A 25,997-nucleotide genomic window follows, 5' to 3' on the forward strand; every position below is an offset into this window, starting at 1 on the left:
AGTCGAGCCATGCAACAACGCTGGCCCCGCCACGGTATCCAAAAAAAATAAAAAAGACTAGACCCCGTGGTCAAGCGAACTAGGTGACACAGTGTCATGAAGACAATAAACTTTAACATTAATAAAAAATGCGAGCTGAATTTATTCATTTAAGAACTCAAAGCTCTTATTCTTTTCTAGAAAGTGCATTAACGATCGAGAAAGTAGTAGAGCTTGCTTCATCAAATAAAATGCCTGCTATTTGTTTGGCAGATAAGGGAAATTTATTCGGCTCGTTAGAATTTGCATTATACGCAGTAAAAAAAGGACTGCAGCCGATACACGGAGTTATTCTAAATATAAAATACGATATAGATATTTTTGCTCAAATTTTACTTATAGCTAAAGATGAAACCGGCTATAAAAATTTACTCAAACTATCAAGCCTTACTTTTACTAAAAATGATCGTAAGCTATGCGATCACATTGATTTTGAAGATTTAATTGAATATCAAGAGGGATTAATAGCATTATGCTGTTATACCGACGGTATTGTCGGAAAATGCTTGCTAGCTCGGAGCGAAGAGCAAGCGATGCTATTTGCACGTAAATTACAGGAAATTTTAGGAGATCGTTTTTACTTTGAGATTATGAGACACGAACTACCGGAAGAACAGTTTATTGAAGATAGTTATATTAGAATTGCTGCCGAGCTTGCTATTCCGCTTGTTGCTACTAATAAAGTTTTGTTTAGCGAAAAAAGCATGCATGATGCACATGATGTATTATTATGTATATCAGCTGGCGTTACTAAAGAATATCCTGATCGTAAAACAGTTAGTGAAAATTGTTATTTTAGATCACCGCATGAGATGATAGAGCTTTTTTCTGATTTACCTAGTGCCATACAAAATACTGTGAATTTAAGAGAGCGTTGTTATTTTGCAGCACATGCAAACCCGCCTATGCTGCCTAATTTTGCCACCAAAGATATTAGTGAAACGGATTTAATTAGAAAAGATGCAAAAGAAGGGTTGTTTGCAAGGCTTGCTACAAAGTTTAAATCTGAAAATATTTCATTAGAAAAGCAAGAAGAATTGAAAATCGAATATTTTGCTCGTCTTAATTATGAGCTGGATATTATCTGTAATATGAATTTTGCCGGTTATTTTTTAATTGTGTCCGATTTTATTAAATGGAGTAAAAAAGAGGGTATTTTAGTTGGACCGGGTAGAGGCTCAGGAGCAGGCTCGGTTGTTGCTTGGAGCTTGCTTATTACTGATCTCGATCCGATTAAATTCGGCTTATTATTTGAAAGATTTTTAAATCCTGAACGTATTTCAATGCCTGACTTCGATATTGATTTTTGTCAAGAAAGACGTGAAGAAGTAATTAATTACGTACGCTCTAAATACGGCAATAATAGAGTAGGACAGATTATAACTTTCGGTAAAATGCAGGCAAAGGCTGTAATTAAGGATGTTGCTCGCGTACTTAGTTTACCTTATAAATTTGCTGATTATCTAACGGAGCTTGTACCTTTTAGTGCGGTTAATCCCGTTAGCCTAGAACAGGCGATGCGTGAAGTTCCGGAGCTTGCAAATGCTGCTAAAGGTAATGGGCTGTATAATTTGGAGGGTGAAGCGGAGTTAATTAAGCTAGTGCTTGATACTTCGTTAATTCTTGAGGGGTTACATAGGCATTCCTCAACTCATGCTGCAGGAATCGTAATAGCAGGTACTGATTTAGTCGATATAGTACCGGTATATAAAGATGCTAATTCCGATATGCTGGTAGTCGGTTATTCTATGAAATATTCCGAAATTGCCGGTTTAATTAAATTTGATTTTTTAGGACTGCAAACCCTAACGGTTATTACCGATTGTAAGAAACTACTTAAAGAACAAGGAATAGAAGTAGATTTTAACAATATGATCTTTGATGATAATAAGACTTATCAAATGTTGTGTAAAGGTAAAGGAGTCGGCGTTTTCCAATTTGAAAGTATCGGGATGAAAGATGCACTTAGGCGCCTTAAACCTGATTCTATACATGATTTGATAGCTCTTGGGGCTTTATATCGTCCGGGTCCTATGGAAAATATCCCTACCTATATAGCTTGTAAGCATAAATTACAACAGCCTGATTATTTACATGAGCTACTAAAGCCAATCCTAGAAGAAACTTATGGAGTGGTGATATATCAGGAGCAGGTACAAAGAATTGCTCAGATTCTTGCAGGTTATACCCTAGGAGCTGCTGATTTGCTTCGTAGAGCAATGGGTAAGAAGATAAAGAAAGAAATGGAGGAGCAGGAAGAAATCTTCGTTAAAGGAGCAATTGCTAATAATATTTCGGAATCTCAAGCTAGATCCATTTTTGCAACCGTGGCTAAATTTGCAGGTTACGGTTTTAATAAGGCACATGCTGCAGCTTACGGCGTTATTTCATACCAAACCGCATATCTTAAAGCTAATTACCCGGCAGAGTTTTTAGTAGCATGTTTAAATCTTGAATTAAATAATCACGACAAAATTAATTTATTTCTGCAGGAAGCAAAAGATAGCGGCATAAAAATTATTGCTCCTAATATTAATATTTCTGAAGGATATTTTAGTGTAAAGTCTTCGGACACTGTCATCCCACATAGTGTAGAGCCTGTCATACCGCGTCTTGACCGCGGTATCCAGGAAAAAGACTTAAAAGATCCCGCTACAAGCTCGCGTGATGATATCGAGAGTGCAATAATCTTCGCCTTAGGGGCTATTAAGGGAGTTACGCCGAATTTCGGTAAGTTAGTGACGGACGAGCGAAAAGCAAGAGGAGCGTTTAAATCAATTACCGATTTTATTGAAAGATTACCGCCAAAAGCTATTAATAGTAAATTACTAAAAAATTTAATTAAATCAGGCTGTTTTGATGAGCTACATGATAATCGATTGCAATTATTTTCAAGTATTCCGAAATTGCTTGCTTATTCAACTTCATATCACGAAGAGCAAGAATCTAATCAATTTAGTTTAATTAAAGTTTCTAGTTTAAGTCCAACTATTTTAGTATCAAGTGATTATGCAGATAAAAATACTTTAGCTTTTTATGAATTTGAGGCTATGGGTTTATTTATCTCTAATCATCCTCTTACGCAGTATCAAGAAATATTTAGCCGTTTAAATATTTTAAATAGTGCGGATTTACATAATAACTTACCTGACGGTGCTAACCGAATAAATCTTGCCGGTGTAATACAAAAAAAGGATTCTCGTATGTCGGCAAGAGGTAGATTCGTGACGCTCGTGCTTTCCGACCCTGAGAATATATTTGAACTTAGTATTTTTAGTGAGGAAGTTTTAAAAGATTATGTACATTTACTCGATGTTAAAAGTTTGGTAGTTGTTAATTGTGATATAGTTAAAGATGAAGGAGGAATAAAACTAACGGCAAAAAGCTTTTCATCAATTGAGGATGCAATTAATAATAAACAATTTGAGTTACAGCTTTACCCACAAAATTATGAAGAATTACGGCAGATAGTAACCTTGCTTGCAGCTCGCACTAATAACGGGGACCAGAGTAATGCTAAAGCTACAATCTATTTACAAAGCGAAGATGTAAAGAATTTTGTAGCAAAAATTACATTACCTGAAAAGTTTTTTCTTCAAGGGCAAGATTTTGAGATTTTAAAAGGATATAGTAAATAGTGGGGTTTGTTACTCGGCTTTCTATGTTATTCCTGCGAGGCATTGTTGTGTGGCTCTTGAAAAACGCTCGGTCTACATAGGTACTAGTAGTAATTTCGCCGCATACTAAAACTAGACCGGTTGTTACAAATGTTTCACAGGCAACACGACCACTAGGGTCATGTTTTAGAATTTCATCAAGTACCATATCTGAAATTTGATCAGCAATTTTGTCCGGATGCCCTTCAGAAACCGGCTCAGATGTGAATATAAAATTTTCATATATTACGCTCCTTTTTAAAATAATTGATGCAGATAGCCTCTTATATTTTTATAAGTTCGTTTAAAGCTTTTTTAACTATACCGTTTAAAGTATAGCCGTGTTGCATCGCATATAAGCTTACTTCTTTATGTAGTTTAGGTTCAATTCTTACATTAAAACTACCTTTAAAAGGTTTATCAGGTATTTTACCGACTATATTACAATCTTCTAAGTAACTATCTACAGATTCTTGAAATGACTTTATTAAAGTTTTAGCGTCGGATGCTTTATAACTTATCAAATCTCTTATAAATTCTACTTTACCGAAAAGTAGTTCTTCGGAAGCATTAAAATGTACTGATCCTAAATAACCTTTATAGTTCATCAAATCACTTTTTATCATATTAATTCCTCCTCTTCTAACTTTTTTATTATCTGTTCAATTAAATAAGATTTTATAATTGGCTGAGGATGAGGTTTATGTAGATTAATAATTAATCCAGTTTTTTTATTATAAAATTTTCTTCTAGAACCACCGGTTTTGCCTCTTACAATTTCTTCAAAATGCAAGCTACCAAATAATCTAGTTAATTCATCCCATGTAATAGTTTATCTATTGAACTCAAGTTATTATTTTTTACTACTTATAACCTTACTATAAACATATTTGTTGATTTATGCAACTAAATTTAGTCACTTAAATTAAATAGTATGTAGACGAAGTTTAATTTGGAAAAGAGCAAGGCATTTCATATTTTTTGACCGCAGCGTACATACTAGTACGTGAGGATTAAAAAATATGAAACAACGACGCCAATTTTTCAAATTAAACGAGTATACTCAATGAATCTCCATCCAGTTATTACCTACTCTAATTTCGGTTATAATCGGTACATCCATATTAGTAGAGTTTTCCATAATTTTTTTGATAATAGGCGTTACGAGTTCTACTTCATCCTCTGGTACTTCAAACAGTAATTCATCATGAATTTGCAGTACTAATCTGGTTTTAAGCTTATTTTTTTCTATTTCTTGATCTAGATTGATCATAGCAATTTTAATTATATCGGCATTAGTTCCTTGAATAGGAGCATTAATAGCTGCACGTTCTGCAAATTGTTTAAGTTTTTTATCATGAATTAGAGATACAAAACATTTTCTGCCAAAGAAATTTATGACATAGCCGTTGCTACTTGCAAAAGCTTTTGTTTGCTCCATATATTCTTGTACTCCTTTATATTCAGCAAAATATTTCTTGATATATTCGGATGCTTCGCTGTTACTAACATTTAATTGCTTAGCAAGCCCAAAAGCACTTATACCGTAAATGATACCGAAATTTATGGCTTTTGCTTTACGTCTATGTTCGCTAGTTAGTTCATGTTTTTGCAAGTTAAAGATTTGACAAGCCGTTTGAGTATGGATATCGTCTTTATTGATAAATGCTTGTTTTAGTGCATCTATATTTGCGATATGGCTTAATATTCTAAGCTCAATTTGAGAATAATCGGCAGATATTAATTTATAACTTTTTTCAGCGATAAAAGCTTGTCTTATTTTATTACCCTCACTAGAGCGAATCGGTACATTTTGCAGATTAGGTTCTTGTGAGCTAAGTCTTCCTGTAGTGGTAGAAGTTTGTAAAAATGTCGTATGTACTCGCCTCGTTATATTATCTATCTGTTTCGGTAAACTATCGGTGTAAGTATTCTTTAATTTCGTAAGCTGTCGCCATCTTAGTAACAAATCTGCTATATTATATCCGTGTTCGCTAAGTTTTTCTAGTATTTCCGCTCCTGTTGAGTAAGAGCTTGCTTTAGCCGAAGCTTTACCGAAAGGTAGCTGCATTTTTTCAAATAAAATCTCGCCTAATTGTTTTGGCGAACCGATATTAAATTTAGTTCCGCTAAGAGCAAAAATTTCTTCTTCAAGTCTAGCTATTTCTGCTCCAAATTCAGCAGATAACTGATTTAGATAATTTGCGTCTACTTTAATTCCAATTTTTTCCATTTTATCTAAAATAAAACAAATAGGTAAATCAATATCGCTGTAAAGTCTAAAGGCTTTATTATCTTTAAGCTCCAGTATATTTTGTTTATAAAGTGAAGTAAAATCGGCTACTATTTTTGCCGATTCATTAATTATATTTTCCTCTTTTAAAGCCTCTTCAAATAAATTTTTCTGTGATAAACCGGCAGATAACGTATATTGCATTAGTTCTAAATCCTCTATAGCCATAATTTCATGAGATTGTTCTGCATAGAATTTAAGTAGAGGCTTTAGAGAGTAGGTAATTTTTTTTATAGATTTATCGGTTAGTAAATTGAAGATTATATCCGAAAACCAGTTGTTATTATTTTTAGTATTATAGGAAAATAGATCATGGGAAGTGTTAGAAATTTTAATAATATAGCTTTGGTTTTTCAATGATAAAATAAGAGCAACATTATCCCCTTTATGCTGCAGTAAATATATCCCGAATATTCCTATTTTCTCAGCTTTTTTAGCAAAATCCGCTAACTCGCTAGCGTTACTGATTTCTTTTGCTTCGGTTACTTTATTGTCTATTATCTCTTTATGGTCATTAATTTTAATATCAAATAAATTTTCTGCTCTTTTATATAAAGATTTAAAACCGTATTCCTGTAAAAATCCTGTTAATTTATCGCTATTTGGAGGTGACCATTCTAAATTATTCAGCTGAAAATCTAAATCAACATTAGAATCAAGCCCGATTAATTGCCATGAAATTAACGCCGCTTCTTTAGAATTTTGTAAAGTTTCACGTTGTTTTAGGTTTGAAACTTGGTCTAAAGAGTTAAATATATTTTCTACAGAACCAAATTGCGTTATAAGACTACTTGCTGTTTTTGGTCCAATAGACGGCACACCCGGAATATTATCCGATCTATCGCCGATTAAAGCCATCACTTCACGTAATTTATCAGAAGTAGTACCGAACTTTTTAACCACATCATCTTCCGTAATGTATTTTCCTTTTAACGGATCATATATTTTGATGTTTTTACCCATTAACTGCAATAAATCTTTATCGGAAGAGATGACAACTACATCTTCGCCGAGTGCAGCTGTTTTAGCGGCAAAGGTTGCAATAATGTCATCGGCTTCATAACCGTTTTTCTCTAGAATAGGAAAATTTAAGTTACTAGCAACATCCCGAACTAATGGTAATTGTACTACTAAATCCTCAGGTGGAGGCGGGCGGTTAGCTTTATATTCAGGATAAATATGATGGCGGAAATTTTTCCCGCCGCTATCAAACACTACAGCGACATGTTTAGGCTTAAAGTCACTCAGCAATTTTAGTAGCATTGAGGTAAAGCCGTAAAGAGCACCGACAGGTTCACCTTTCGGAGAAGTTAAAGGCTGTTGTGCATAATAGGCTCTAAAAACAAATCCGTATCCGTCTATGAGCAATAAGGTATTTTTTTGAGTCATCTCGTGATTTTATTTTTAATTCTATCGTCATGGTGAGTGAACGTTAGTGTTATTGCATCGCTCATTTTATGTCATTCCCGCGGAGGCGGGAATCCAGCATAAAGCGAGATAAATCGAGCTTTTAATTTCAAAAATTTGCTGTATTTATACTTTTTTTCTGGATTCCCGCCTCCGCGGGAATAACCTAGAGTAGGTTTTTCAATCTATGCGGGCAATGATGTAGTAAAACCTCACAACCCGACTAGACTTTTAGCAAAATCATGTCGGTTGAATATTTTTAAGTCCTCTATCTTCTCGCCTATACCGATAAAGTATACGGGTAGATTAAATTTCTGTACCACTCCGACAAGCACTCCGGCTTTAGCACTACCGTCTAATTTAGTCACGATAAGCCCCGTCAAATTAGTAGCATCATTAAAATGTTCTACTTGGTTATAAGTATTTTGTCCTGTAATAGCATCAATTACTAAAACGCTATGAGTAGGAGCATTCTCGTCTAGTTTTTTTATAACCTTTACAATCTTAGACAGTTCATCCATCAAATTTTTCTTATTATGAAGCCTGCCTGCCGTATCGATAAAAAGTATATCGATATTTTGTTTTATCGACTCTTCCATAGCACGGTAAGCAACGCTTGCAGGATCAGCCGATTCTTCACCGGTAATAAGTAGTGCATTTGCTCTATCTACCCAAGTTCTTAGCTGATTTACGGCAGCAGATCTAAAAGTATCACAGGCCGCAACCGCTACTTTTTTCCCTTGTGCTGAGTACATTGCAGCAAGTTTACCTATAGTGGTGGTTTTACCTGCTCCATTAACACCGCAAACTAAAATTACGTTTAATTTATTTTCGTTTAGTGTAAAAGGAATTTCTGATTTTGATAACTGCTGCTCTATTAATTCAGCTAGGGCTTCTTTTACTGTATCACTATCTATTTCTTTATCAAATTTTACCTTTTTAAACTCTTCAATAATATTAGTTACTACCGAAACGCTCATATCACTTGCAATAAGCAGCTCTTCAAGCTCTTCTAGAGTTTCTGCATCTAATTTTTTCTTGTAAAATATTTTGTCGATACCTTCCGATATTTTATTAGAAGTTTTAGATAAACTTTGTTTTAATTTACTAAATATCGAAATCATATTAGATAGTTTTTATTTTGTAATGATGTCATTCCCGCGTAGGCGGGAAGGAAGTAAAAACCTATAAAAATAAGTTTTTATAGGTTTATCAAGTATTATTAGAATGATTTATTATGGATTCCTGCTTTCGCAGGAATGACATAGTAAATAATGGTGACTAAGTTACTTATCTCTTCTTCTTATTCTTGCTTTTGTTTTTATTTCCGTCGGTAGTTTTATTGAATCTACCTAAATTTTTAACAAATTTTTGTAGTCCGTTAAGTTCCGTTCCATATGTCCTAGTATATTCACGTACTGTTTCTATATCTTGTCTATGAGAATCATCTATTACTACTACTTCCTGTATAAAATTATTAGCATCAAACGTAATTTTTACTATCTTCTGTTTTTCAATTTTTGGATTGAGCCAAGCTCTTTGAGACATAACTCTTTCAACATAATACCAGGTATTTTGGGAATATTCCGGTACCATAGTAGGTATACCTATTAACTCTACGACTTCTGTTTTATTTAGTTTTTTAGATTCTAATTTTACAAGTGCCGAATCATCGATGGACTGCCCTCTATTTTCGATAGTTTTGCAGCCGCTTAAGGAAAAAAAGGCTAATATACTAAAAATGTATGTTATAAAAATTTTCATAAGTTTAATTTTATCTAGATTTTATTACAAGATTATAATATACTGCTTCACTAATTTGACAAATACTTTTTAATTTATATTTAGAGAGGCTAATAATGGCAGTTCCAAAGAAGAAAACATCAAAATCAAGACGTAACATGAGACGTTCGCACTTAGCACTTGGCAAAGTTAACGTAATAGTTGACTCGCAAACCGGTGAATATAAGCTTCCACATCACGTTTCTTTAGTCGACGGTACTTATAATAATCGTCAAGTAGTAACAAAGAAAATTGAAACTGAAGAAGAAGTAGCCTAAAGATTTTATGACCTGTAAAATTATTGGTTGCGGCGGGTATCTTCCTTCAAAAATAGTTAGTAATGACGAGCTTGCAAAATTTGTAGATACTAACGATGAATGGATTAGAACAAGAACAGGTATTACGCAGCGTCATATAGCAGGTGATACAGAATATACTTCCCATCTTGCTTTAAAATCAGCTGAAAAAGCTATAGCAGATGCTAGGGTGTCGGCAAATGATATTGATATAATTATTACATGTACTACTACTCCGGATAATAGCTTCCCTTCAGTCGCCTCTAAGCTTCAAGGTTATCTTGGTTTAACTAATATACCGTCTTTTGATTTACAAGCAGTGTGTGCCGGCTTTGTTTATGGTTTACAAGTAGCGAATTCTCTTATCTCATCAGGTAAATATAAAACTATTTTGCTTATAGGAGCTGAGAAAATGACGCCATTATTAGACTGGAATGATAGGACTACTTGCGTTTTATTCGGTGATGGGGCCGGTAGCGTAATATTGCAGCGTAGTAGTGATGATTCCGGTTTAATAGATAGTAATATCTTCTCAAGCGGGGCTGATTATGAAATATTATACACGAACGGTGGTGTAAGTATGAATGGTATTAGTGGCAAGATAGTTATGCAGGGGCAAAAATTATTTCGTCATGCAATAGAAAAAATGCAACAATCTATAGAAGATTTACTTCATGCTAATCAATTCAGTGTAAGCGATATTGATTATTTTATACCCCATCAAGCAAATATCCGTATTATAAATAAACTTGCTGAACTATTAAATATAGAAGAGCATAAAGTAGTGAAAACCGTAGAAAAACATGCTAACTGCTCTGCAGCTTCTATTCCGCTTGCTTTGAGTACTCTTAAAGCATCAGGCAAAATAAAAAAAGGTGATATTTTACTATTTTCAGCTATAGGTGCAGGTCTTACTTGGGGCAGTGCATTAATTAGATGGTGAATATACTCAGGTAGAATTTCAAAAATTGTCGTCGTTGTTTAATATTTCTTGATCCTCACATATTATATATTTATATATACGCTGCCGGTTATAAGCTTCAAAATCGATTCCTCTTTTCTACATTAAACTTCATTTATCTATATTATCCAAAATGTCTACTCGTATTATAAAAATGATATTTTTACCACATTTATTCATGAGTAATTGCATGAGTAATTGCATTTTATAATATTTTAGCCTTTAAACTAATAAAATAATGATATATACTAACTCACATAGCTTTTGGTTAGTTTAGTTTTATAACTAGCTAAAATGATTCAATATTAATAAATTATAATCTCAAGGAGTTTAATTATGAAAACAAAAATTACATTAGCTTTTCTTGCATTATTTGTGCTTGCAGGGTGTAATACAACAAAAAGAACACCGCAATTTGACGGTAATATGAACCAAGGTGAAGAAACCTCATTAATGAAAGATTTCGAGAAGCATGCAGGAAATGCAGTATGGTTTGCTTTTGATAGCTCTGCTTTATCACCAAAGGCTAAAGAAGAACTAGAGAGACAAGCTTGCTGGTTATCAAAGCACCCTGAAGTAAAAGCTACTGTTGAAGGACATTGCGATGAAAGAGGTACCAGAGAATATAACTTAGGTTTAGGTGAAAGAAGAGCAATGGCAGCGAAAAAATTCTTAGCTCATAAAGGAATTGATCATAACAGATTAAATACAATCTCTTATGGTAAAGAGAGACCTGCTATGATGGGTAATACTGAAGAAGCTTTTGCTTATAATCGTAGAGCTGTAACAGTTGTACATCACTAAAATTATTTACTAATTATAGTATCTTAAAAGGTCGAGTTTACTACTCAGCCTTTTTTATTTATAACCTGTTATGTCATTCCTGCTTCCGCAGGAATGACATAAAATAGGTTTTTCAATCCATGCAACAATGCCTTTAGTCGCTAGCAATGACGAAAAAACTGATCCACATTGCCCTGTTTTTTAGACAATACCTCAAAAATATAAAAATTTTACTAGACTTAACGGCATAATAATTATATAAATTTCAAATGAAAAGGGGCTGTAGCTCAGTTGGTTAGAGCACGCCGCTCATAACGGTGTGGTCGTAGGTTCAAGTCCTACCAGCCCCACCACACAAATTCTTATTTAAATTCGTATTAGCACTGAATTTATAATGATTAATCTAAAAACACTTTCTTGGTATCTTACTAAATTATATTCTAAGTGTTTCTTTATTATATTATTTCTTTTAATTGGGCTATTAATCATTTCAAATATTTTTGATCTTTTACAAAAATTCAAAAATATTTATGTTCCTTTTAGTTTTTTTTGGAGACTTATCTTATATAAGATTCCTTATTTACTAGGTCAAGTATCTTCGTTAATTAGTTTTACCTCTATGTTATTTCTTCTTAGAAATCTAACAAAAAATAATGAATTAACGGCTATGTTATCTAGCGGTATTCATATTTGGCAAGTGCTTGTTATTCCATGTATTGTAACTTTAATTTTAGGTATAGTTTTTACGACTATATTGAATCCTATCGGTACTATAGGCTTACAAAAATATGAGTTATTAGAAGCAAAACTAACTAAAAAAGACTTGAGTGAGGGGATAATATCTAAATCAGGTTTATTATTTTTTGAATCTTTAAATGATGAAAATCAAATTATTCAAACACAATTTATTAATATTGCTGAGAAAAAATTAAATAATATTACAATTTTATTTGTTGATAGTAATAATTCTTTTTTAAAGAGAATTGATGCATTATACGGTATTATTGAAAATAAAACGTTACATTTAAATAGAGTTAAGGTTTTTACAAAAGAGGAAACTAAGGCTTACAATAATTTAACTATACAGACAAATTTATCAATTAATAGTTTAGTAAATAAATTTATTCGTCCTGAAATGGTTTCTATTTGGGCTTTACCTAAATTAATTAATGAATTATTAAATTCAGGTTTACCGGCTATTAATTATCAAATTTATTATTACAAGCAATTATTTAAGCCTATAATGATGATGACAACCGTAATTTTAGCAAGTTGTTTTATTAGTCTTAAACAGCGTGATAATTCCCAAGAAAAAATACTGATATTAGGTTTATTTTCAGGTTTTATAGCATATTCGTTATCAGAAATATTATTAAAAATACTTACTTATAATAATTTGTCTTTAATTGCTGCTATTTTATTGCCTAGTATGCTAATATTTTTTATTAGTAACTTTATTATTTTACATTATAAGGAGATTTGAATAAAGTATTGATGCTGTGTCATTCCCGCATAGGCGGAAAGGTATTGTTGCGTGGATAAATTTTTCGTCATTGCGAGAAGAATTATGCAGTAATTCGACGAAGCAAGGAAGAAAAAAATTCTGTATATCAGAATTTTTTTAATTATTTTTCTGGATTGCCGCGTCGTTTCGCTCCTCGCAATGACGGTTCGGGTATCCACGCAGCAACGTCGCTTTTAGCTAGGAATGATATAATAAGTTTTTAGAATTTAGAGAGAAAAAATAAAATGATAATGAAATTTTTGGAAGGGTTTTCTTCCGGTATGGCCATAGATCTTGGTACGGCAAATACTATTGTCTATCAAAAAAGTCGTGGAATTGTTCTAAGGGAACCTTCTGTTATTGCTTTAATAAAAAAAGACGGTGCTTTTGTGCCTTATGCTTATGGTCATGAAGCAAAAATGATGCTTGGGCGTACTCCTACGGATATTGAAGCAAAAAGACCTTTAAAAGACGGTGTTATTGCCGATTTTAAGGGTGCAGAGGAAATGATAAAGTATTTTATTAGAATGGTGCATAATCGTCGCTCTTTTTTTGGTCCGACAATTGTTATTTGTGTACCTTCCGGTTCTACGCCGGTTGAACGTCGTGCTATTCAAGAAGCAGCAGAAAGTGCAGGGGGTAGGGATGTCTATTTAATTGAAGAACCTATGGCGGCAGCGATCGGAGCAGGGCTACCCGTAACGGAAGCGACCGGTTCGATGATTGTTGATATTGGAGGAGGCACTACGGAAGTTGCAGTTTTATCACTAGGGGGCATAGTATATGCAAGGTCGGTAAGAGTCGGCGGTGATAAGATGGATGAAGCTATTATCTCATATATAAGGAGGCACTATAACTTATTGATAGGTGAGGCTACTGCTGAAAAGATAAAGCAAGAAATAGGTACGGCTTATGTAGATGAAAACGCTGAACCGAGAAAAATGGAAATTAAAGGACGTGATTTAATTTACGGTATTCCTAAAGAAATGATATTGAACGAAAGACAAATTGCTGATAGTCTAATTGAACCGGTAAGTCAAATTGTTGAAGCGGTAAAAGTAGCACTAGAAGCAACGCCTCCTGAGTTATCTTCGGATATAGTTGATAAGGGAATTGTTTTAACAGGCGGCGGCTCATTATTACGAAATCTTGACTTTGTTCTTAGTGAAGCCACTAAATTGCCGGTAATAGTTGCAGATGATGCCCTCTCTTGCGTGGCACTTGGAACAGGAAAAGTACTTGAAGATTTTACAAAGCTAAAACATGTACTATTTAAACAGGATTAAAAATGGCAATACTTGCAAATAGAGTAAAAAATTCTTCAAATTCATTAGAATTAATAAGAATAATATCAAATACTCTTAAGCGTTTTTTTGTTATATTTGGGCTTGGATTGTCTGTATATTTATTTTTTACTACGCCTAAAAAAATATCTAGTATATCACTTGAGATAACCGGTAGTATAGTATCAACCGGTTTAGCAGTTTATGAGGATATATTTGAATATATAAATTCAATAACACAAAAATTTGTTTATTTTCAAGATTTAGAACGAAAAAATATAGAACTTAAACTTGAAATAGCAAGATTACAACATTTGCAAAGTGAAGTAGAATCGGTAAGAGCTGAAAATATTGCATTAAAAGATTTGTTAACGATTGCTGAGGAAGAAGAATTTGAATACATTACTACTAAATTACTTAGTGTTTCCTTTAATCCCTTTTCTAGAACTGCTTTGATTTCTGCAGGTAAAAAGCAAGGCATTGAACCTGATCAAATCGTTGTTAATTCAGGAAAATTAATAGGAAAAGTAATAGAAGTGAGTAATAATTATGCTAAAGTAATGTTAATTAGCGATGTTAATTCTAGAATACCTGTTAAAGCTAATTCTTCAAGAGAACAAGGTATTTTAGCAGGTAATAATAATAATAGTAAAATTTTATACTTGCCTAACAATCATTTAGTACAAAAAGATGAGGAGATAGTAACCTCCGGACACGGTAATATTTATCCTGCAGGTATTTTAGTGGGTTATGTGTCTAAAGTTACGGAACATGATGTTATGGTAAATGTAGCAGCTGATCTATCTAAAACGGAATTTGTGCAAGTATTGTTATCTAAGGAATAATGAAAAAGGGCTATTTTGGTATTATTGCTGAATATATTTGTATAATAATCTATAAATTAAAATTTTATCAAATACTACATCATAGAAAACGTTATTATGTCGGTGAAATAGATATTATTGCGTTACGTAATAAAGAAATTGTTTTTATTGAAGTCAAAGCAAGAAGCTCTAAAATTGATGATAGATTTGTATCTTTCAATCAGCAAAGAAGAATTACTAGGGCTGCTGAAATGTTTTTAAGTAGCAATTCTAAATATAGAAATTATAATATCAGGTTTGATTTGGTAGTTATAAGGTCTTATAAATTACCTATAATTATAAAAAATGTTTGGTAATACCTGTGTTGTTGCATGGCTCGAAAAATCCGTGCGATGTCATTCCCGCGTGGATCAGAAAATCTACTCAATTGTCATCCCCGCGTATGCGGGGATCCAGAAAAAAGGTATAAATACAGCAAATTTTTAAAATTAAAAGCTCGATTTATCTCGCTTTATGCTGGATTCCCGCCTCCGCGGGAATGACATAAAACGAGCCATGCAACAAAGCTCCACCTATGCGGGGATGACATTGAGTAGGCTTTTCGATCCATGTAACAAGGCTGGTAATACTCGACAAACTTTGTATATATCTATCCTTTATTTATTCAGAGGTTATTAATATGGCACTTGCGACTAAAGTGAAAGAATTTTTAGAAGAAAAATTAAAACAAGAAAAGATAGATCGTAAATATCTTGCCGAAGTCACTAATATCCCTTATACAACTGTTAGTAGAATTATGAGAGCGGAAGCTAATCGTGAATTCAATCCTGAAATAGATACAATCTTAAAAATAGCAAAATACTTTAATTGTACTATGGATGAGGTAATAAAAAGAAAAGTACGACATAATTCATAAAGTTGATGCAAGCGAATTTTGTATGATTTGGCTGTACTCACGTAGTTTATCTACTGCTTTTGCAGGTTTGCATTTAAATTCATCTTGTCTGAATATTTCTGAATATGCTGTACCTACGAAATAAAACATAAAATATGACAATAAAAAATAAAGGACTGATTATAATTTTATCTTCCCCTTCAGGTACGGGTAAGTCAAGTTTAGCTAAAGTATTATTGAAAATAGATAATAATTTGCGGTTATCTATTTCGGCAACTACAAGAAAACCACGCTTAGGAGAAGTAGAGGGCATAAACTATTACTTTAAGACCAATCTAGAATTTGAAGAATTAGTTAAGCAGAATAAATTTCTTGAATATGCTAAAATATACAATAATTATTACGGTACGCCTAAAGAATATGTCGAAATGTTATTAAATCAAGGCTTGGACGTTTTGTTTGATATTGATTGGCAAGGAGCAAAGAGCATTAAGAAAAATGCTACTAATGTTGTTGCTATATTTATATTGCCTCCTAGTATTGAAATACTGGAACAACGCTTAAGAAATAGAGCAACCGATAATGAAGAAGCAATAAAATTACGTATGCAGTCGGCACAAAACGAAATGTTACATGCTAATGAGTACGATTATGTAATTATTAACGATGATTTCGACCAGACGCTTAAAAAAATACATGAGATTATAGTTGCAGAACGAGAAAAAGCTTTTTGACTTTATCACTTTTTCTTTTTATACTGAAAATTAGAAGCTTAACTTCTAATTTTCATGGTACTAGTTTAAATGCTTAGAAAACAATTTCTTTCATCAATAATAAAACATTTTAAAACTCATAAAGTTTGTGCTTTGTTAGGACCAAGACAGTGCGGAAAAACTACCCTTTCTAAACAATTCACAGAAGCTTATAATATTTCTAAAATCAATATTTTTGATCTTGAAAATCCCTTAGATTTAGCAAGATTAAATGAACCGATGCTTGCTTTATCTGATCTAAAAGGGTTTGTTATTATCGATGAAATTCAGTATAAACCGAATCTATTTCCTATTTTAAGATTTCTTGTTGATACAACTGATATTAAATTTTTAGTACTAGGCAGTGCATCAAGAGACTTAATTAAACAAGGTTCTGAAACGCTGGCCGGTAGGATAGGCTATATTGAAATGACACCATTTACCTTATCTGAAGTGTCAGACACTCAAAAATTATGGGTACGCGGCGGATTTCCCTTATCTTATCTTGCAGATGATGAAGAGTTAAGTACTTTATGGCGTCAAAATTATATTAAAACATTTTTAGAAAGAGATATACCAAATTTAGGTTTTACAATTCCGTCTATGCAGTTACGTAAGTTTTGGTTAATGCTTTGCCATTATCATGCTAATATATTTAATGCTTCAGAACTTGGAAATTCTTTATCTATCTCATATCATACCGCAAAGTATTATTTAGATATTTTAGAAGGAACTTTTATGATCCGTGTTTTACAGCCTTGGTATGAAAATCTTAAGAAAAGACAGGTTAAAACTCCTAAAATTTTTTTTAGAGATAGCGGAATATATCACACTTTATTAGGGTTACATAGTTATGAAGCATTAAATACTAATCCTAAAATTGGTGCATCATGGGAGGGTTTTGCTTTAGAACAAATTATTAGATATTATAAAGCTGAGGCTGAGGAATGCTATTTTTGGTCATCTCATAACGGAGCAGAAATAGATCTTTTAATTTTTAAAAATGGTAAACGTTTAGGTTTTGAAATTAAATATACAAATACACTAAGTATTACAAAATCAATGCAAATATCCTTAGAAGATTTAAAACTTGATCAAATTAATGTAATATTTCCAGGTGATATTAGCTTTAAATTGTCAGAAAAAATACAGGCAATAGGCCTCTCCTGCTTAATTCAAAAAGATACAAAAGATGCAACTATATAGAGTTCAAGCTCTTAGAATATTATATTATTTCACATCCGCCTTTTTTAGCACCTTTGCCGGCAAGTTTTGTTTGCTGATCTTCATAATCATTATTCATTTGATTAAAAGTCTGATCGACTGTTAAATGTGGTGTTTCGGTAGTTACCATACTTGTAATAGGTTTAGATTTTATTTCCTTTGATAAAGTTGTTGTTCTAGCTTTAATTCTTTGTAATGCTGCTAATGTATCCATATCATTATTTTGTTTACTCATATTTTCTCCTATATTTTATTTGTTAAATTTTATCTTATCCACACGTTATTTTGTTTTTTTTGTTGAACTTGATTACTTTGCTCAACTTGGTGATTCTTTGGGGTGGTTATTGGGTTATTTAAAGAATCTTTTATTCTATTTGCTTCACGTTGAGTATTAATTTTACTACATATATTTTTACGTATATCTTGATCTTCACTGCTTAAATTTTTATTATTGACTATTGCTTCCTGTTGGTTATTGAGTAAAGAATGCTTCTGTTTAAATTCTTGATGTTTGTTAGGATCTAGAGTACTTTTTGATTTCTCTATAGCATATCCAAGCTTATTTATTTTTTCTTGGTTTTCTTGATGAAATACCTTAACACTTTCTATTTCTTCTTGAACGTGTTTTTGAACTTTTCTAGCTTCTTTTACTACAGTGTTTTTAACTGCTAGATTTTCTTTCTTTACTTTTAAATTCTCTTCTAATTCTTTAATTTGTTCAGGTAATAAATTTTTATCTTTTAATTTCTCAGTTAAATCATTAATCTCTTTTTCTATAATCTCTTTTTCTTCATTAGTTTTTTTAACTATTATATTTACTTCTTCTTGTTCCTCTTTAAGTTCTGCAAGTTTTTGTCTACGCTCTTCTATTTCTTCTTTAGTTAGAATATTTTTATTAATCACCTGTTCATCAATTATCTCTTCTCCCTTTTCATTTATTTTAACCATTGTTTCTATAGGAGGAGATAATTTTTTATATTCTTCTAATTTGCTCTTAAATCTATCATGAATAGCATTAAGTTCCTGAATTTGTCTTGCAGCTTCCATTTTATATTGTATTATTGCTTCTTCTCGTTCTCTTTGTTTTTCTAACTGTTCTAGCTCTTTTTGAGTAATGTCAGAATTAAGCTGGCTTTCTGCTAGTTCTTGCTTTTTTAATGCTATAGCCTCTACTTTTTCTGCTATATCATTAATAAAAGAACTATCAGATTTAATATTTCGAGCTGCACTTACTAATCTACTTAACTCTGCAGGATTATTAGTAGCGGTAATTTGAGCAAGAATAGCTTTAATATCATTAAGTGCTTGAGGATCAGTTGTTTTTTCTTCTTGTGGATATTCTTTATTCATAATTTTACTCACAATAACCTTTTATGTGTGTTTCCACCATCTATAAAACGTTAACAAAAATTAATAATTAAGTCAAGAAAGTTTTAACAAAAATTAATTTTGTATTTCTAGCCATTGATTTAATAACTCGTCTAGTTTCTTTTTATCATTAATTAATTGATTAGTAATGTAATTATATTTTGTAGGATTATCTAAATACAGATTAACATCTTCAAGTTCTTTTTCTAAGTGTTTGATGGATATTTCTAGCTTTTCAATATCGTTGGGCAATGTTTCAAGTAAACGCTGATATTTATAAGATAGCTTTTTATTTATAGGTTCTTTTTGAGGAATTAAAGGGAGTGGTTTTGAAGGTTTTTTGACTATAGGAGTCGTAGTAAAATACTGCTTATAATCTTCATAACCTCCTGTTAAATCATGAATTTTACCTTGAGCGAAAACTAAAGTTCTAGTAACTAACCTATCTAAGAAGTCACGATCATGGCTCACGACTATTAAAGTACCTGAATAATCTGCAAGTATATCTAGTAAAATTTCTAGACTATCCATATCTAGGTCATTGGTTGGTTCATCTAAAATTAACAGATTTCCAGGGTTAATTAGAATTTTTGCAAGTAATAATCTATTAGCTTCGCCGCCCGATAGAATAGAGGTTTTTGCATTAAGTAGTTTAGGATTAAGCATGAATTGTTTTAAATAACCGGCAACATGCATGGTTTTACCATTTGGTAAAAATACTTGATCACCGCCTGTAGGACATAAAGTTTGTTGTAATGTATGATTAAAGTTTAGTTTTTCTCTATGCTGATCAAAATATGAAATATCTAAATTACCGCCATATATAATTTTACCTAAGTCAGGTGTAAGTTGTTTTGTCAGTAATTTGATAAAAGTAGATTTACCTGAGCCATTTGCACCGATTATGCCGATTTTTTCGCCTTTTTTTACACGAAAGCTAAAATTATCGATGATTTTAGTGTTTTTATAGCTGAAACTAATATTATCTGCTTCAATAATGAACTTACTTTTAGCTATATTTTCGGCAAGTTTTACCCTAACTCTTTGTTTTGAACTAGCTAGTTTTTCAGTCTGTTCTCTTGTTATTACTCTTAAAGCTTTCAACTCCGCAAGTCTCTTTTGATTCCGCTTACGTCTAGCCGTAACACCGGCATTTAACCATTCATTCTCTTGAGATAGTTTTTTATTTAATTTCCGAAGAGCTGCTTCTTCTTGCTCTATTATAACATTTTGCCACTCATCAAAAAATTTAAATCCTTTATCGGATTTACGTAAAATCCCTCTATCAAGCCACCAAATTTTATTAGTAACATTTGAGAGAAATGTTCTATCATGACTAACGCAAATAATAGCACCGTTATAAGATTTAACAAATTCTTCTAGCCACTCAATCGTTTCAATATCTAGATGATTGGTAGGTTCATCAAGTAGTAATATTTCCGGCTCTAATATTAAAGCTTTAGCAAGGCTTGCTCTTCTAAGCTGACCGCCTGAATAGGTTGATAAGTTATCTGTTCCGTTGATTTGTAATTTTTCTAGAATTATATCGATTTGGTATTTATCTATTTCTTTTGTACTATCTGTTTGTTGTAAGACAAAATCATAAACGCTTAGATTAGTCTTTATAGAAATATCTTGTCGTAAATAGCCGGTTGTAATTGCAGGATCTTGAAATAGTTCGCCATTATCTAGTTCGTAATCCCCTGAGATTATTTTTATTAGGCTTGATTTTCCACAGCCGTTACGTCCTATAAGACAAATCTTATCACCTTTGTATAAATAAAGTTCTAAATCAGATAAAATTACTTTATCTGCAAAACTTAGATTACCGTCTTTTATGTAATAAATTGGGGGCATGGTTGATTATTGGCTAGTTTTTATGTCATTCCTGCGAAAGCAGGAATTCAGAAAAATAACCTTAATATTGGTACAAAATTACATATTTGATAGAATAAACATATAAAAACTTGTTTTTATATGTTTTACTGGATTCCTACTTTCGCAGGAATGACATAAGCAAAATAGCATACAGACTAAATCTTCCTAATGACTAAGCTAGCATTAGTACCGCCGAACCCGAATGAGTTGGAAAGCACGTAGTCTATTTTAGTTTCTCTAGCTTTTAATTTTACTAAATCTATCTTAACCTCATCCATAGGGTTATCTAAATTTAAAGTTGGCGGTGCAATCTGATCTCGAATTGCAAGAGCTGAAAAGATAAACTCAACACTTCCTGCCGCACCAAGCAAATGTCCTATTGATGATTTAGTAGAAGACATTAAAATTTGGGGATTCGCTTCTAAAAATAATTTTTGTACGGCTGCTAATTCTATTCCATCACCGAGATTAGTAGAAGTGCCATGTGCATTAATGTAATCAATCATATCGGGAGTGATAGCTGCATCTAGCATTGCATCTCTCATCGCTCTATAAGCTCCTCTACCTTCAGGATGCGGTGCTGTCATATGGTACGCATCACCTGTAGAGCCGTATCCTATAACTTCACCGTAAATTTTAGCCCCTCGATTTAAGGCATGCTCATATTCTTCCAAGACTACAACGCCTGCTCCTTCACCCATAACAAAACCGCTGCGGTCTTTATCCCAAGGTCTTGAGGCTTTTTCAGGATTATCGTTATATTTAGTACATAATGCTCTAGCAGCAACGAAACCTGCAACTCCAACAGGTGTGACTGAAGCTTCTGCACCGCCTGCTACCATAACATCTGCATAGCCGTGCTTTATCATACGCATAGCATCGCCTATAGCATGTGCTCCTGTAGAGCAAGCCGTTACTGCTGCTTGATTTGGACCGCTAAAACCGTATTTTATAGAAACAAGACCGGATAAAAGATTAATTAATGAAGCGGGGATAAAGAAAGGGCTAACTTTGCCGTTATTTTCTTGATAAAGTTTGATAGAGGTATCTTCGATCATTTTAAGCCCACCGATTCCTGAGCCTAATATCAAACCGGTTCTATCACAAGATTCTTCATCTTCGGGTAACCAGCCGCTATCTTCAACTGCTTCGGTTGCAGCTGCTACTCCGTAATGGATAAATTTATCCATTTTACTTAGTCTATTAACGTCATCTGCTTGTGTGAAGTTTTCAAGTTTAAATCCATCTTTCTCAGTGTTATCTATAAGTCCGGCAATTTTACACGCAAGTTTAGAAGTGTCAAATTCCGTAATAGTTTTTATACCGCTTATCCCATTTACAATATTTTTCCAAGATGAGCTAACATTAAGCCCAACAGGAGTAATAAGTCCAAGTCCAGTAATAACTACTCTTTTATTTACTCTTTGGTTCGACATTTTTAATTATCTATTAGGGATTTAATTTATGCAGATTAAGATTGGCGTTCTTTGATATATTTTATAACATCGGATACGGTTTTAATTTTAGTGGCTTCATCATCAGGGATATCAATACCGTATTCAACTTCTATTGCCATCATTAACTCTACGGTATCAAGACTATCGGCTTTCAAATCTTCTATAAATCTTGAATCCGTAGTTATTATCGATTTATCTTTATTTAGCTTTTCAGCGACCATTTCAATAACTTTCTGTTCGATCTTGTCCGTTGTACTCATAATTTTGAACTCCATAAATCATTTAATTTTATATGCCGTATAATAGCGGTTATTCAGCTATTAGACTTTATTTTAACGTATGAATATTTATTTAAAATATTCATAGCATTTTATCTTTAAAAGAACTTCTAGCACAAAAAATTATTTTATGCTAGCACAAAATTTTACACCATTAACATTCCTCCGTTTACGTGGATGGTTTGGCCGGTAATATATGATGCCTGATCGCTTGCTAAAAATGCGACTGCGTTTGCCACGTCTTCCGGCATACCGTAAGTACCTAGCGGAATTTTTTGTACTATGGCTTCTCTTTGTTTTTCGTTTAGTTTATCTGTCATATCTGATTTAATAAATCCTGGAGCTACTGCATTAACCGTAATTCTTCTGGTTGCAACTTCGTAAGAGAGCGATTTGGTCATGCCTATTAAACCTGCTTTAGAAGCACAATAATTAGCCTGCCCAGGGTTACCTGAAATTCCTACTATTGAAGATATATTAATAATGCGTCCATACCTGTTTTGCATCATTTTTTTTATTGCTTCACGATTTAAAATAAAATTTGCTTTCAAATTAATATCAATAACTTTGTCAAAATCTTCATCTTTCATTCTAATTGCTAGCGTATCACTAATAATACCGGCATTACATACTAAAATATCTAGCTTTGATGCTTTAGATATCAAATTGCTACATTCTTCTTTATTTGCAAGGTTGCATATTTCTATCGTATAATTATCTTTTAAAACCTTTCCAAGGGATTTTAATTTTTCCTCATTACTACCGCTAATAATTACATGGCTTCCGAGTTTGTGCAGTAATCTCGCTATAGCTCCGCCTATGCCTCCTGAAGCTCCCGTAATTAAGGAAGTTTTACCTGTTAAATCAATCATTTTCTTCCTCCGTTTGATCAAGATTTATATTAGTAATTTTTGACGATTTTTCACGTATTAATTTCTCAATTTCATTAGAGATTTGAGGATGTTCTTTTAAATATTGTTTGACATTTTCACGACCTTGTCCAATGCGTACGTTATTATAGGAAAACCAAGAACCGGATTTTTCAACGATATCAAGCTTAACTCCAAGATCAATTATCTCACCTTCTTTTGAAATACCTGAACCATACATTATATCGAAATCTGCAGTTTTAAATGGAGGAGATACTTTGTTCTTGACTACTTTTACTTTAGTTTGGCTGCCTATTACTTCTTCTTTATCTTTAATGGAGCCGATTCTTCTTATATCGATTCTCACGGAAGCATAGAATTTTAAGGCATTACCTCCTGTCGTAGTTTCAGGATTGCCGAACATCATGCCTATTTTCATTCTGATTTGGTTGATGAAAACAGTAATACAATTAGTACGATTAATTGATGCGGTAAGTTTACGTAAAGCTTGGCTCATTAATCTTGCTTGAGAAGCCATCTGGGCATCACCCATCTCGCCCTCAATCTCTGATTTTGGTACTAAAGCCGCAACACTATCTATTATTATCATATCAATACCGCCGGAACGAATTAACGTATCGGCAATTTCTAGAGCTTGTTCACCTGTATCTGGTTGTGAAATAATAAGCTCATCAATATTTACGCCTAATTTTTTAGCATAAGCAGGGTCAAGGGCATGCTCGGCATCAATAAAGGCACATGTACCGCCTTTTTTCTGTGCTTCGGCAATTAAATGTAGCGTTAAAGTAGTTTTACCTGAGCTTTCAGGACCAAAAATTTCAATGATTCTACCTTTAGGAACACCGCCGATTCCAAGAGCTATATCAAGCCCAAGTGAGCCGGTAGATATGGCTTCTATATCAACATTCGGACGCTGCCCTAGTTTCATTACCGAACCTTTACCGTAGCTTTTTTCGATTTGTGCGAGTGCTGCGGCAATGGCTCTTTCCTTATCTGTATTTGACATAAATTTCCGTATTATAAACTTACCAATTAAAATATAAGCTTAAGAAAAAAAAAGCAAATTTTATTTATTTTGTATCGAAATGTATATTCTACGATTAGTAATTCTATTATAAAAAAGCCAAAATACTATTTTTAGTATTTAAAATATACTAAAAGTATCAAAAAATATAATAGACTTCCTACATAAGTCATTTCTAAAGGTAATTTGTACGTCGATCCGGTACTCGAATCCTCACGTACGCTTGTGTACGCTGCGGTTCTGCGTTCCGTGTCTCCTTCAAATTCCTCTTTATAAGATGACTTATGCAGGAAGTCTATTAATAGAAAATCCATTATGAACGAAATAACAGCAAATACTCCTGATTTAATAAAAGATATTAGTGTTCTTATTGATAATGCTAAAGTACGAGTTGCCATTAAAGTTAATTATGAAATGACGATGTTATATTGGAATATCGGCAAAAGAATTCAGGAAGAAATACTTAAAAGTACTAGAGCTGAGTATGGGCAGGAAGTTATAAAGATGTTAGCTAAAGATCTTTTATCTTTATATGGGCGAGGATTTTCTCGTACAGCATTGATACGAATGAACCAGTTTTATCAATCTTTTCAGAATCAACAAATTAGTGCGACAGTATCGCGCCAATTAAGTTGGAGTCATATCGTTGAGTTATTGCCTTTAAAAGAACAGAATCAAAGAGTTTTTTATGCTTATATGTCTATACAAGAAAATTGGAGTGTTAGAAAGTTGCATAGCAATATCGATAAAATGCTATATGAAAGAACTAAGTTATCACAGAAACCTAACAAGGAAGTGTTGAGAGATAAGGAATTAAGCAGAGAATTACAGGAAGGATATTTTTTTGGAAAAATTTGTGTTTAAATTTAAGATAAATTTTGGTCAGTATATACAAAATTAGTAGAAATTTTGTTACTATCTATGTGTTATCTATGATAATATTAGCTACCCATTAAAACGGTTAATCGTTCCAAATTAAAACATATAGCCTTTATAAATTCAGAGAATTGAATTTTGACAATACCAATATATCTGACACGTTTATTATCTTGTGAAAATACTCTTTCAAAAGGTGCTCTAATTTTTGTATAATATTTATCAAGGTCAAAATTCTTATCTTGCATGTTATTTTTCTTTACAGCACAAAGATGCACTCCTTTCCTAGTGGCTGCATCTTTGACAGGCTTTGTACAATATGCTTTATCTACATATGTAGCACCGGAGTGTGGCATAACATGTTTAAAACCTTTGCTATCAGTAACATTTGCAGGGGTAACTGCAACCTTATTAATCATCCCTGATTGAATATCAACACTAACATGTTTTTTATAACCATACCAAAAATTATTACCTCCTTTACAACCAATTTTAGCTCGTTTATCATTTGCAACTTTAGACAAACT

The 25,997-nt window shown here is 32.7% G+C and carries 27 protein-coding genes, 1 tRNA gene and 2 pseudogenes; 15 read left to right on the top strand and 15 right to left on the bottom strand.

Features of this window, described 5'->3' with window-relative positions; translation table 11 throughout:
* Positions 1-128: 128 nt before the first annotated feature.
* On the top strand, positions 129-3,677 hold the full coding sequence (gene dnaE / locus SB78_RS05835; RefSeq protein ID WP_041079313.1) for a DNA polymerase III subunit alpha: 3,549 nt from the start codon (positions 129-131) through the stop codon (positions 3,675-3,677).
* A 70-nt stretch (positions 3,678-3,747) separates the two neighbouring features.
* Here the strand turns inward: dnaE and SB78_RS08425 are convergent.
* From SB78_RS08425 to SB78_RS05860, 6 genes and pseudogenes are all read right to left on the bottom strand, one after another.
* Positions 3,748-3,942 (bottom strand): annotated as a pseudogene (locus tag SB78_RS08425) (S-adenosylmethionine synthetase N-terminal domain-containing protein); the annotation flags it as partial.
* A 37-nt stretch (positions 3,943-3,979) separates the two neighbouring features.
* Entirely contained in the window at positions 3,980-4,321 is a 342-nt protein-coding gene (locus SB78_RS05840; RefSeq protein ID WP_041079315.1) for a type II toxin-antitoxin system HicB family antitoxin, read from the bottom strand.
* Positions 4,318-4,524 (bottom strand): type II toxin-antitoxin system HicA family toxin, encoded by a 207-nt coding sequence (locus SB78_RS05845; RefSeq protein ID WP_052458504.1) that lies wholly within the window; start codon positions 4,522-4,524, stop codon positions 4,318-4,320. Before SB78_RS05845 ends, SB78_RS05840 begins: the two co-directional genes overlap by 4 nt.
* A gap of 234 nt (positions 4,525-4,758) precedes the next feature.
* Positions 4,759-7,377, bottom strand: coding sequence for a DNA polymerase I (polA, locus tag SB78_RS05850; RefSeq protein ID WP_041079317.1), 2,619 nt, complete (start codon positions 7,375-7,377; stop codon positions 4,759-4,761).
* Between the two features lie 230 nt (positions 7,378-7,607).
* Positions 7,608-8,519 carry a signal recognition particle-docking protein FtsY gene (gene ftsY, locus SB78_RS05855; RefSeq protein ID WP_041079319.1) on the bottom strand — a complete coding sequence of 304 codons (912 nt, stop codon included), beginning with the start codon at positions 8,517-8,519 and terminating at the stop codon, positions 7,608-7,610.
* Positions 8,520-8,685: 166 nt separating this feature from the next.
* Positions 8,686-9,159, bottom strand: coding sequence for an outer membrane protein assembly factor BamE (locus SB78_RS05860; protein WP_041079321.1), 474 nt, complete (start codon positions 9,157-9,159; stop codon positions 8,686-8,688).
* 95 nt (positions 9,160-9,254) lie between these two features.
* Here SB78_RS05860 and rpmF point away from each other — a divergent pair, with 95 nt between their 5' ends.
* The 13 genes from rpmF to SB78_RS05915 all read left to right on the top strand — a co-directional run bounded on the left by rpmF (position 9,255) and on the right by SB78_RS05915 (position 17,681).
* A complete protein-coding gene (gene rpmF, locus SB78_RS05865) occupies positions 9,255-9,455 on the top strand; it encodes a 50S ribosomal protein L32 (RefSeq protein ID WP_008579275.1) in 201 nt (66 codons plus the stop codon).
* 7 nt (positions 9,456-9,462) lie between these two features.
* On the top strand, positions 9,463-10,416 hold the full coding sequence (gene fabH, locus SB78_RS05870) for a beta-ketoacyl-ACP synthase III (RefSeq protein WP_041079323.1): 954 nt from the start codon (positions 9,463-9,465) through the stop codon (positions 10,414-10,416).
* A 354-nt stretch (positions 10,417-10,770) separates the two neighbouring features.
* Positions 10,771-11,238, top strand: coding sequence for a peptidoglycan-associated lipoprotein Pal (gene pal / locus SB78_RS05875; protein ID WP_041079325.1), 468 nt, complete (start codon positions 10,771-10,773; stop codon positions 11,236-11,238).
* Positions 11,239-11,493: 255 nt separating this feature from the next.
* Positions 11,494-11,570, top strand: a tRNA-Ile gene (locus SB78_RS05880).
* Positions 11,571-11,611: 41 nt separating this feature from the next.
* Complete coding sequence (locus SB78_RS05885) at positions 11,612-12,700, top strand: LptF/LptG family permease (RefSeq protein WP_041079327.1); 1,089 nt, start codon at positions 11,612-11,614, stop codon at positions 12,698-12,700.
* 16 nt (positions 12,701-12,716) lie between these two features.
* Positions 12,717-12,842, top strand: coding sequence for a hypothetical protein (locus SB78_RS11565; protein WP_277813973.1), 126 nt, complete (start codon positions 12,717-12,719; stop codon positions 12,840-12,842).
* 124 nt (positions 12,843-12,966) lie between these two features.
* The gene (locus SB78_RS05890; RefSeq protein ID WP_040256378.1) at positions 12,967-14,007 is read left to right on the top strand and encodes a rod shape-determining protein; all 1,041 of its coding nucleotides are present in this window, start codon (positions 12,967-12,969) and stop codon (positions 14,005-14,007) included.
* A gap of 2 nt (positions 14,008-14,009) precedes the next feature.
* Entirely contained in the window at positions 14,010-14,849 is an 840-nt protein-coding gene (gene mreC / locus SB78_RS05895; protein WP_041079331.1) for a rod shape-determining protein MreC, read from the top strand.
* Entirely contained in the window at positions 14,849-15,184 is a 336-nt protein-coding gene (locus SB78_RS05900; protein WP_041079333.1) for a YraN family protein, read from the top strand. The genes mreC and SB78_RS05900 overlap by 1 nt, the downstream gene beginning before the upstream one ends.
* Before the next feature lie 36 nt (positions 15,185-15,220).
* A complete protein-coding gene (locus SB78_RS09755) occupies positions 15,221-15,370 on the top strand; it encodes a hypothetical protein (RefSeq protein WP_158510112.1) in 150 nt (49 codons plus the stop codon).
* Positions 15,371-15,507: 137 nt separating this feature from the next.
* Positions 15,508-15,744: a helix-turn-helix transcriptional regulator gene (locus SB78_RS05905; protein ID WP_039595196.1), complete on the top strand. Its 237-nt coding sequence runs from the start codon at positions 15,508-15,510 to the stop codon at positions 15,742-15,744.
* Between the two features lie 134 nt (positions 15,745-15,878).
* Positions 15,879-16,457 (top strand): guanylate kinase, encoded by a 579-nt coding sequence (gene gmk, locus SB78_RS05910; protein WP_041079335.1) that lies wholly within the window; start codon positions 15,879-15,881, stop codon positions 16,455-16,457.
* A 69-nt stretch (positions 16,458-16,526) separates the two neighbouring features.
* Complete coding sequence (locus SB78_RS05915; RefSeq protein WP_041079337.1) at positions 16,527-17,681, top strand: ATP-binding protein; 1,155 nt, start codon at positions 16,527-16,529, stop codon at positions 17,679-17,681.
* Between the two features lie 19 nt (positions 17,682-17,700).
* On the opposite strand, the gene SB78_RS05920 is transcribed toward SB78_RS05915, so the two are convergent.
* The 8 genes and pseudogenes from SB78_RS05920 to SB78_RS08435 all read right to left on the bottom strand — a co-directional run.
* Positions 17,701-17,934 carry a hypothetical protein gene (locus tag SB78_RS05920; RefSeq protein WP_041079339.1) on the bottom strand — a complete coding sequence of 78 codons (234 nt, stop codon included), beginning with the start codon at positions 17,932-17,934 and terminating at the stop codon, positions 17,701-17,703.
* Between the two features lie 29 nt (positions 17,935-17,963).
* Positions 17,964-19,049 (bottom strand): coiled-coil domain-containing protein, encoded by a 1,086-nt coding sequence (locus SB78_RS05925; RefSeq protein WP_241773790.1) that lies wholly within the window; start codon positions 19,047-19,049, stop codon positions 17,964-17,966.
* Positions 19,050-19,142: 93 nt separating this feature from the next.
* Positions 19,143-20,924: an ABC-F family ATP-binding cassette domain-containing protein gene (locus tag SB78_RS05930; RefSeq protein ID WP_041079343.1), complete on the bottom strand. Its 1,782-nt coding sequence runs from the start codon at positions 20,922-20,924 to the stop codon at positions 19,143-19,145.
* A gap of 176 nt (positions 20,925-21,100) precedes the next feature.
* Positions 21,101-22,381 carry a beta-ketoacyl-ACP synthase II gene (gene fabF, locus SB78_RS05935; protein ID WP_041079345.1) on the bottom strand — a complete coding sequence of 427 codons (1,281 nt, stop codon included), beginning with the start codon at positions 22,379-22,381 and terminating at the stop codon, positions 21,101-21,103.
* A gap of 35 nt (positions 22,382-22,416) precedes the next feature.
* On the bottom strand, positions 22,417-22,677 hold the full coding sequence (gene acpP, locus SB78_RS05940) for an acyl carrier protein (RefSeq protein WP_008579292.1): 261 nt from the start codon (positions 22,675-22,677) through the stop codon (positions 22,417-22,419).
* A 149-nt stretch (positions 22,678-22,826) separates the two neighbouring features.
* A complete protein-coding gene (gene fabG / locus SB78_RS05945; RefSeq protein ID WP_041079347.1) occupies positions 22,827-23,552 on the bottom strand; it encodes a 3-oxoacyl-ACP reductase FabG in 726 nt (241 codons plus the stop codon).
* The gene (gene recA, locus SB78_RS05950; RefSeq protein ID WP_041079349.1) at positions 23,545-24,576 is read right to left on the bottom strand and encodes a recombinase RecA; all 1,032 of its coding nucleotides are present in this window, start codon (positions 24,574-24,576) and stop codon (positions 23,545-23,547) included. The genes fabG and recA overlap by 8 nt, the downstream gene beginning before the upstream one ends.
* Positions 24,577-24,758: 182 nt before the next feature.
* Positions 24,759-24,908, bottom strand: a pseudogene (locus SB78_RS08435) (palindromic element RPE1 domain-containing protein); the annotation flags it as partial.
* A gap of 1 nt (position 24,909) precedes the next feature.
* Between SB78_RS08435 and SB78_RS05955 the strand changes: the two are divergent.
* Positions 24,910-25,458 (top strand): DUF1016 N-terminal domain-containing protein, encoded by a 549-nt coding sequence (locus SB78_RS05955; RefSeq protein WP_241773791.1) that lies wholly within the window; start codon positions 24,910-24,912, stop codon positions 25,456-25,458.
* A 77-nt stretch (positions 25,459-25,535) separates the two neighbouring features.
* On the opposite strand, the gene SB78_RS05960 is transcribed toward SB78_RS05955, so the two are convergent.
* Positions 25,536-25,997, bottom strand: a 462-nt coding sequence (locus tag SB78_RS05960; RefSeq protein WP_146625051.1) for a transposase, incomplete at its 5' end; no start/stop codon positions are given.

This window comes from Rickettsia asembonensis (genome assembly GCF_000828125.2).
GTDB classification, from domain to species: Bacteria; Pseudomonadota; Alphaproteobacteria; order Rickettsiales; family Rickettsiaceae; genus Rickettsia; species Rickettsia asembonensis.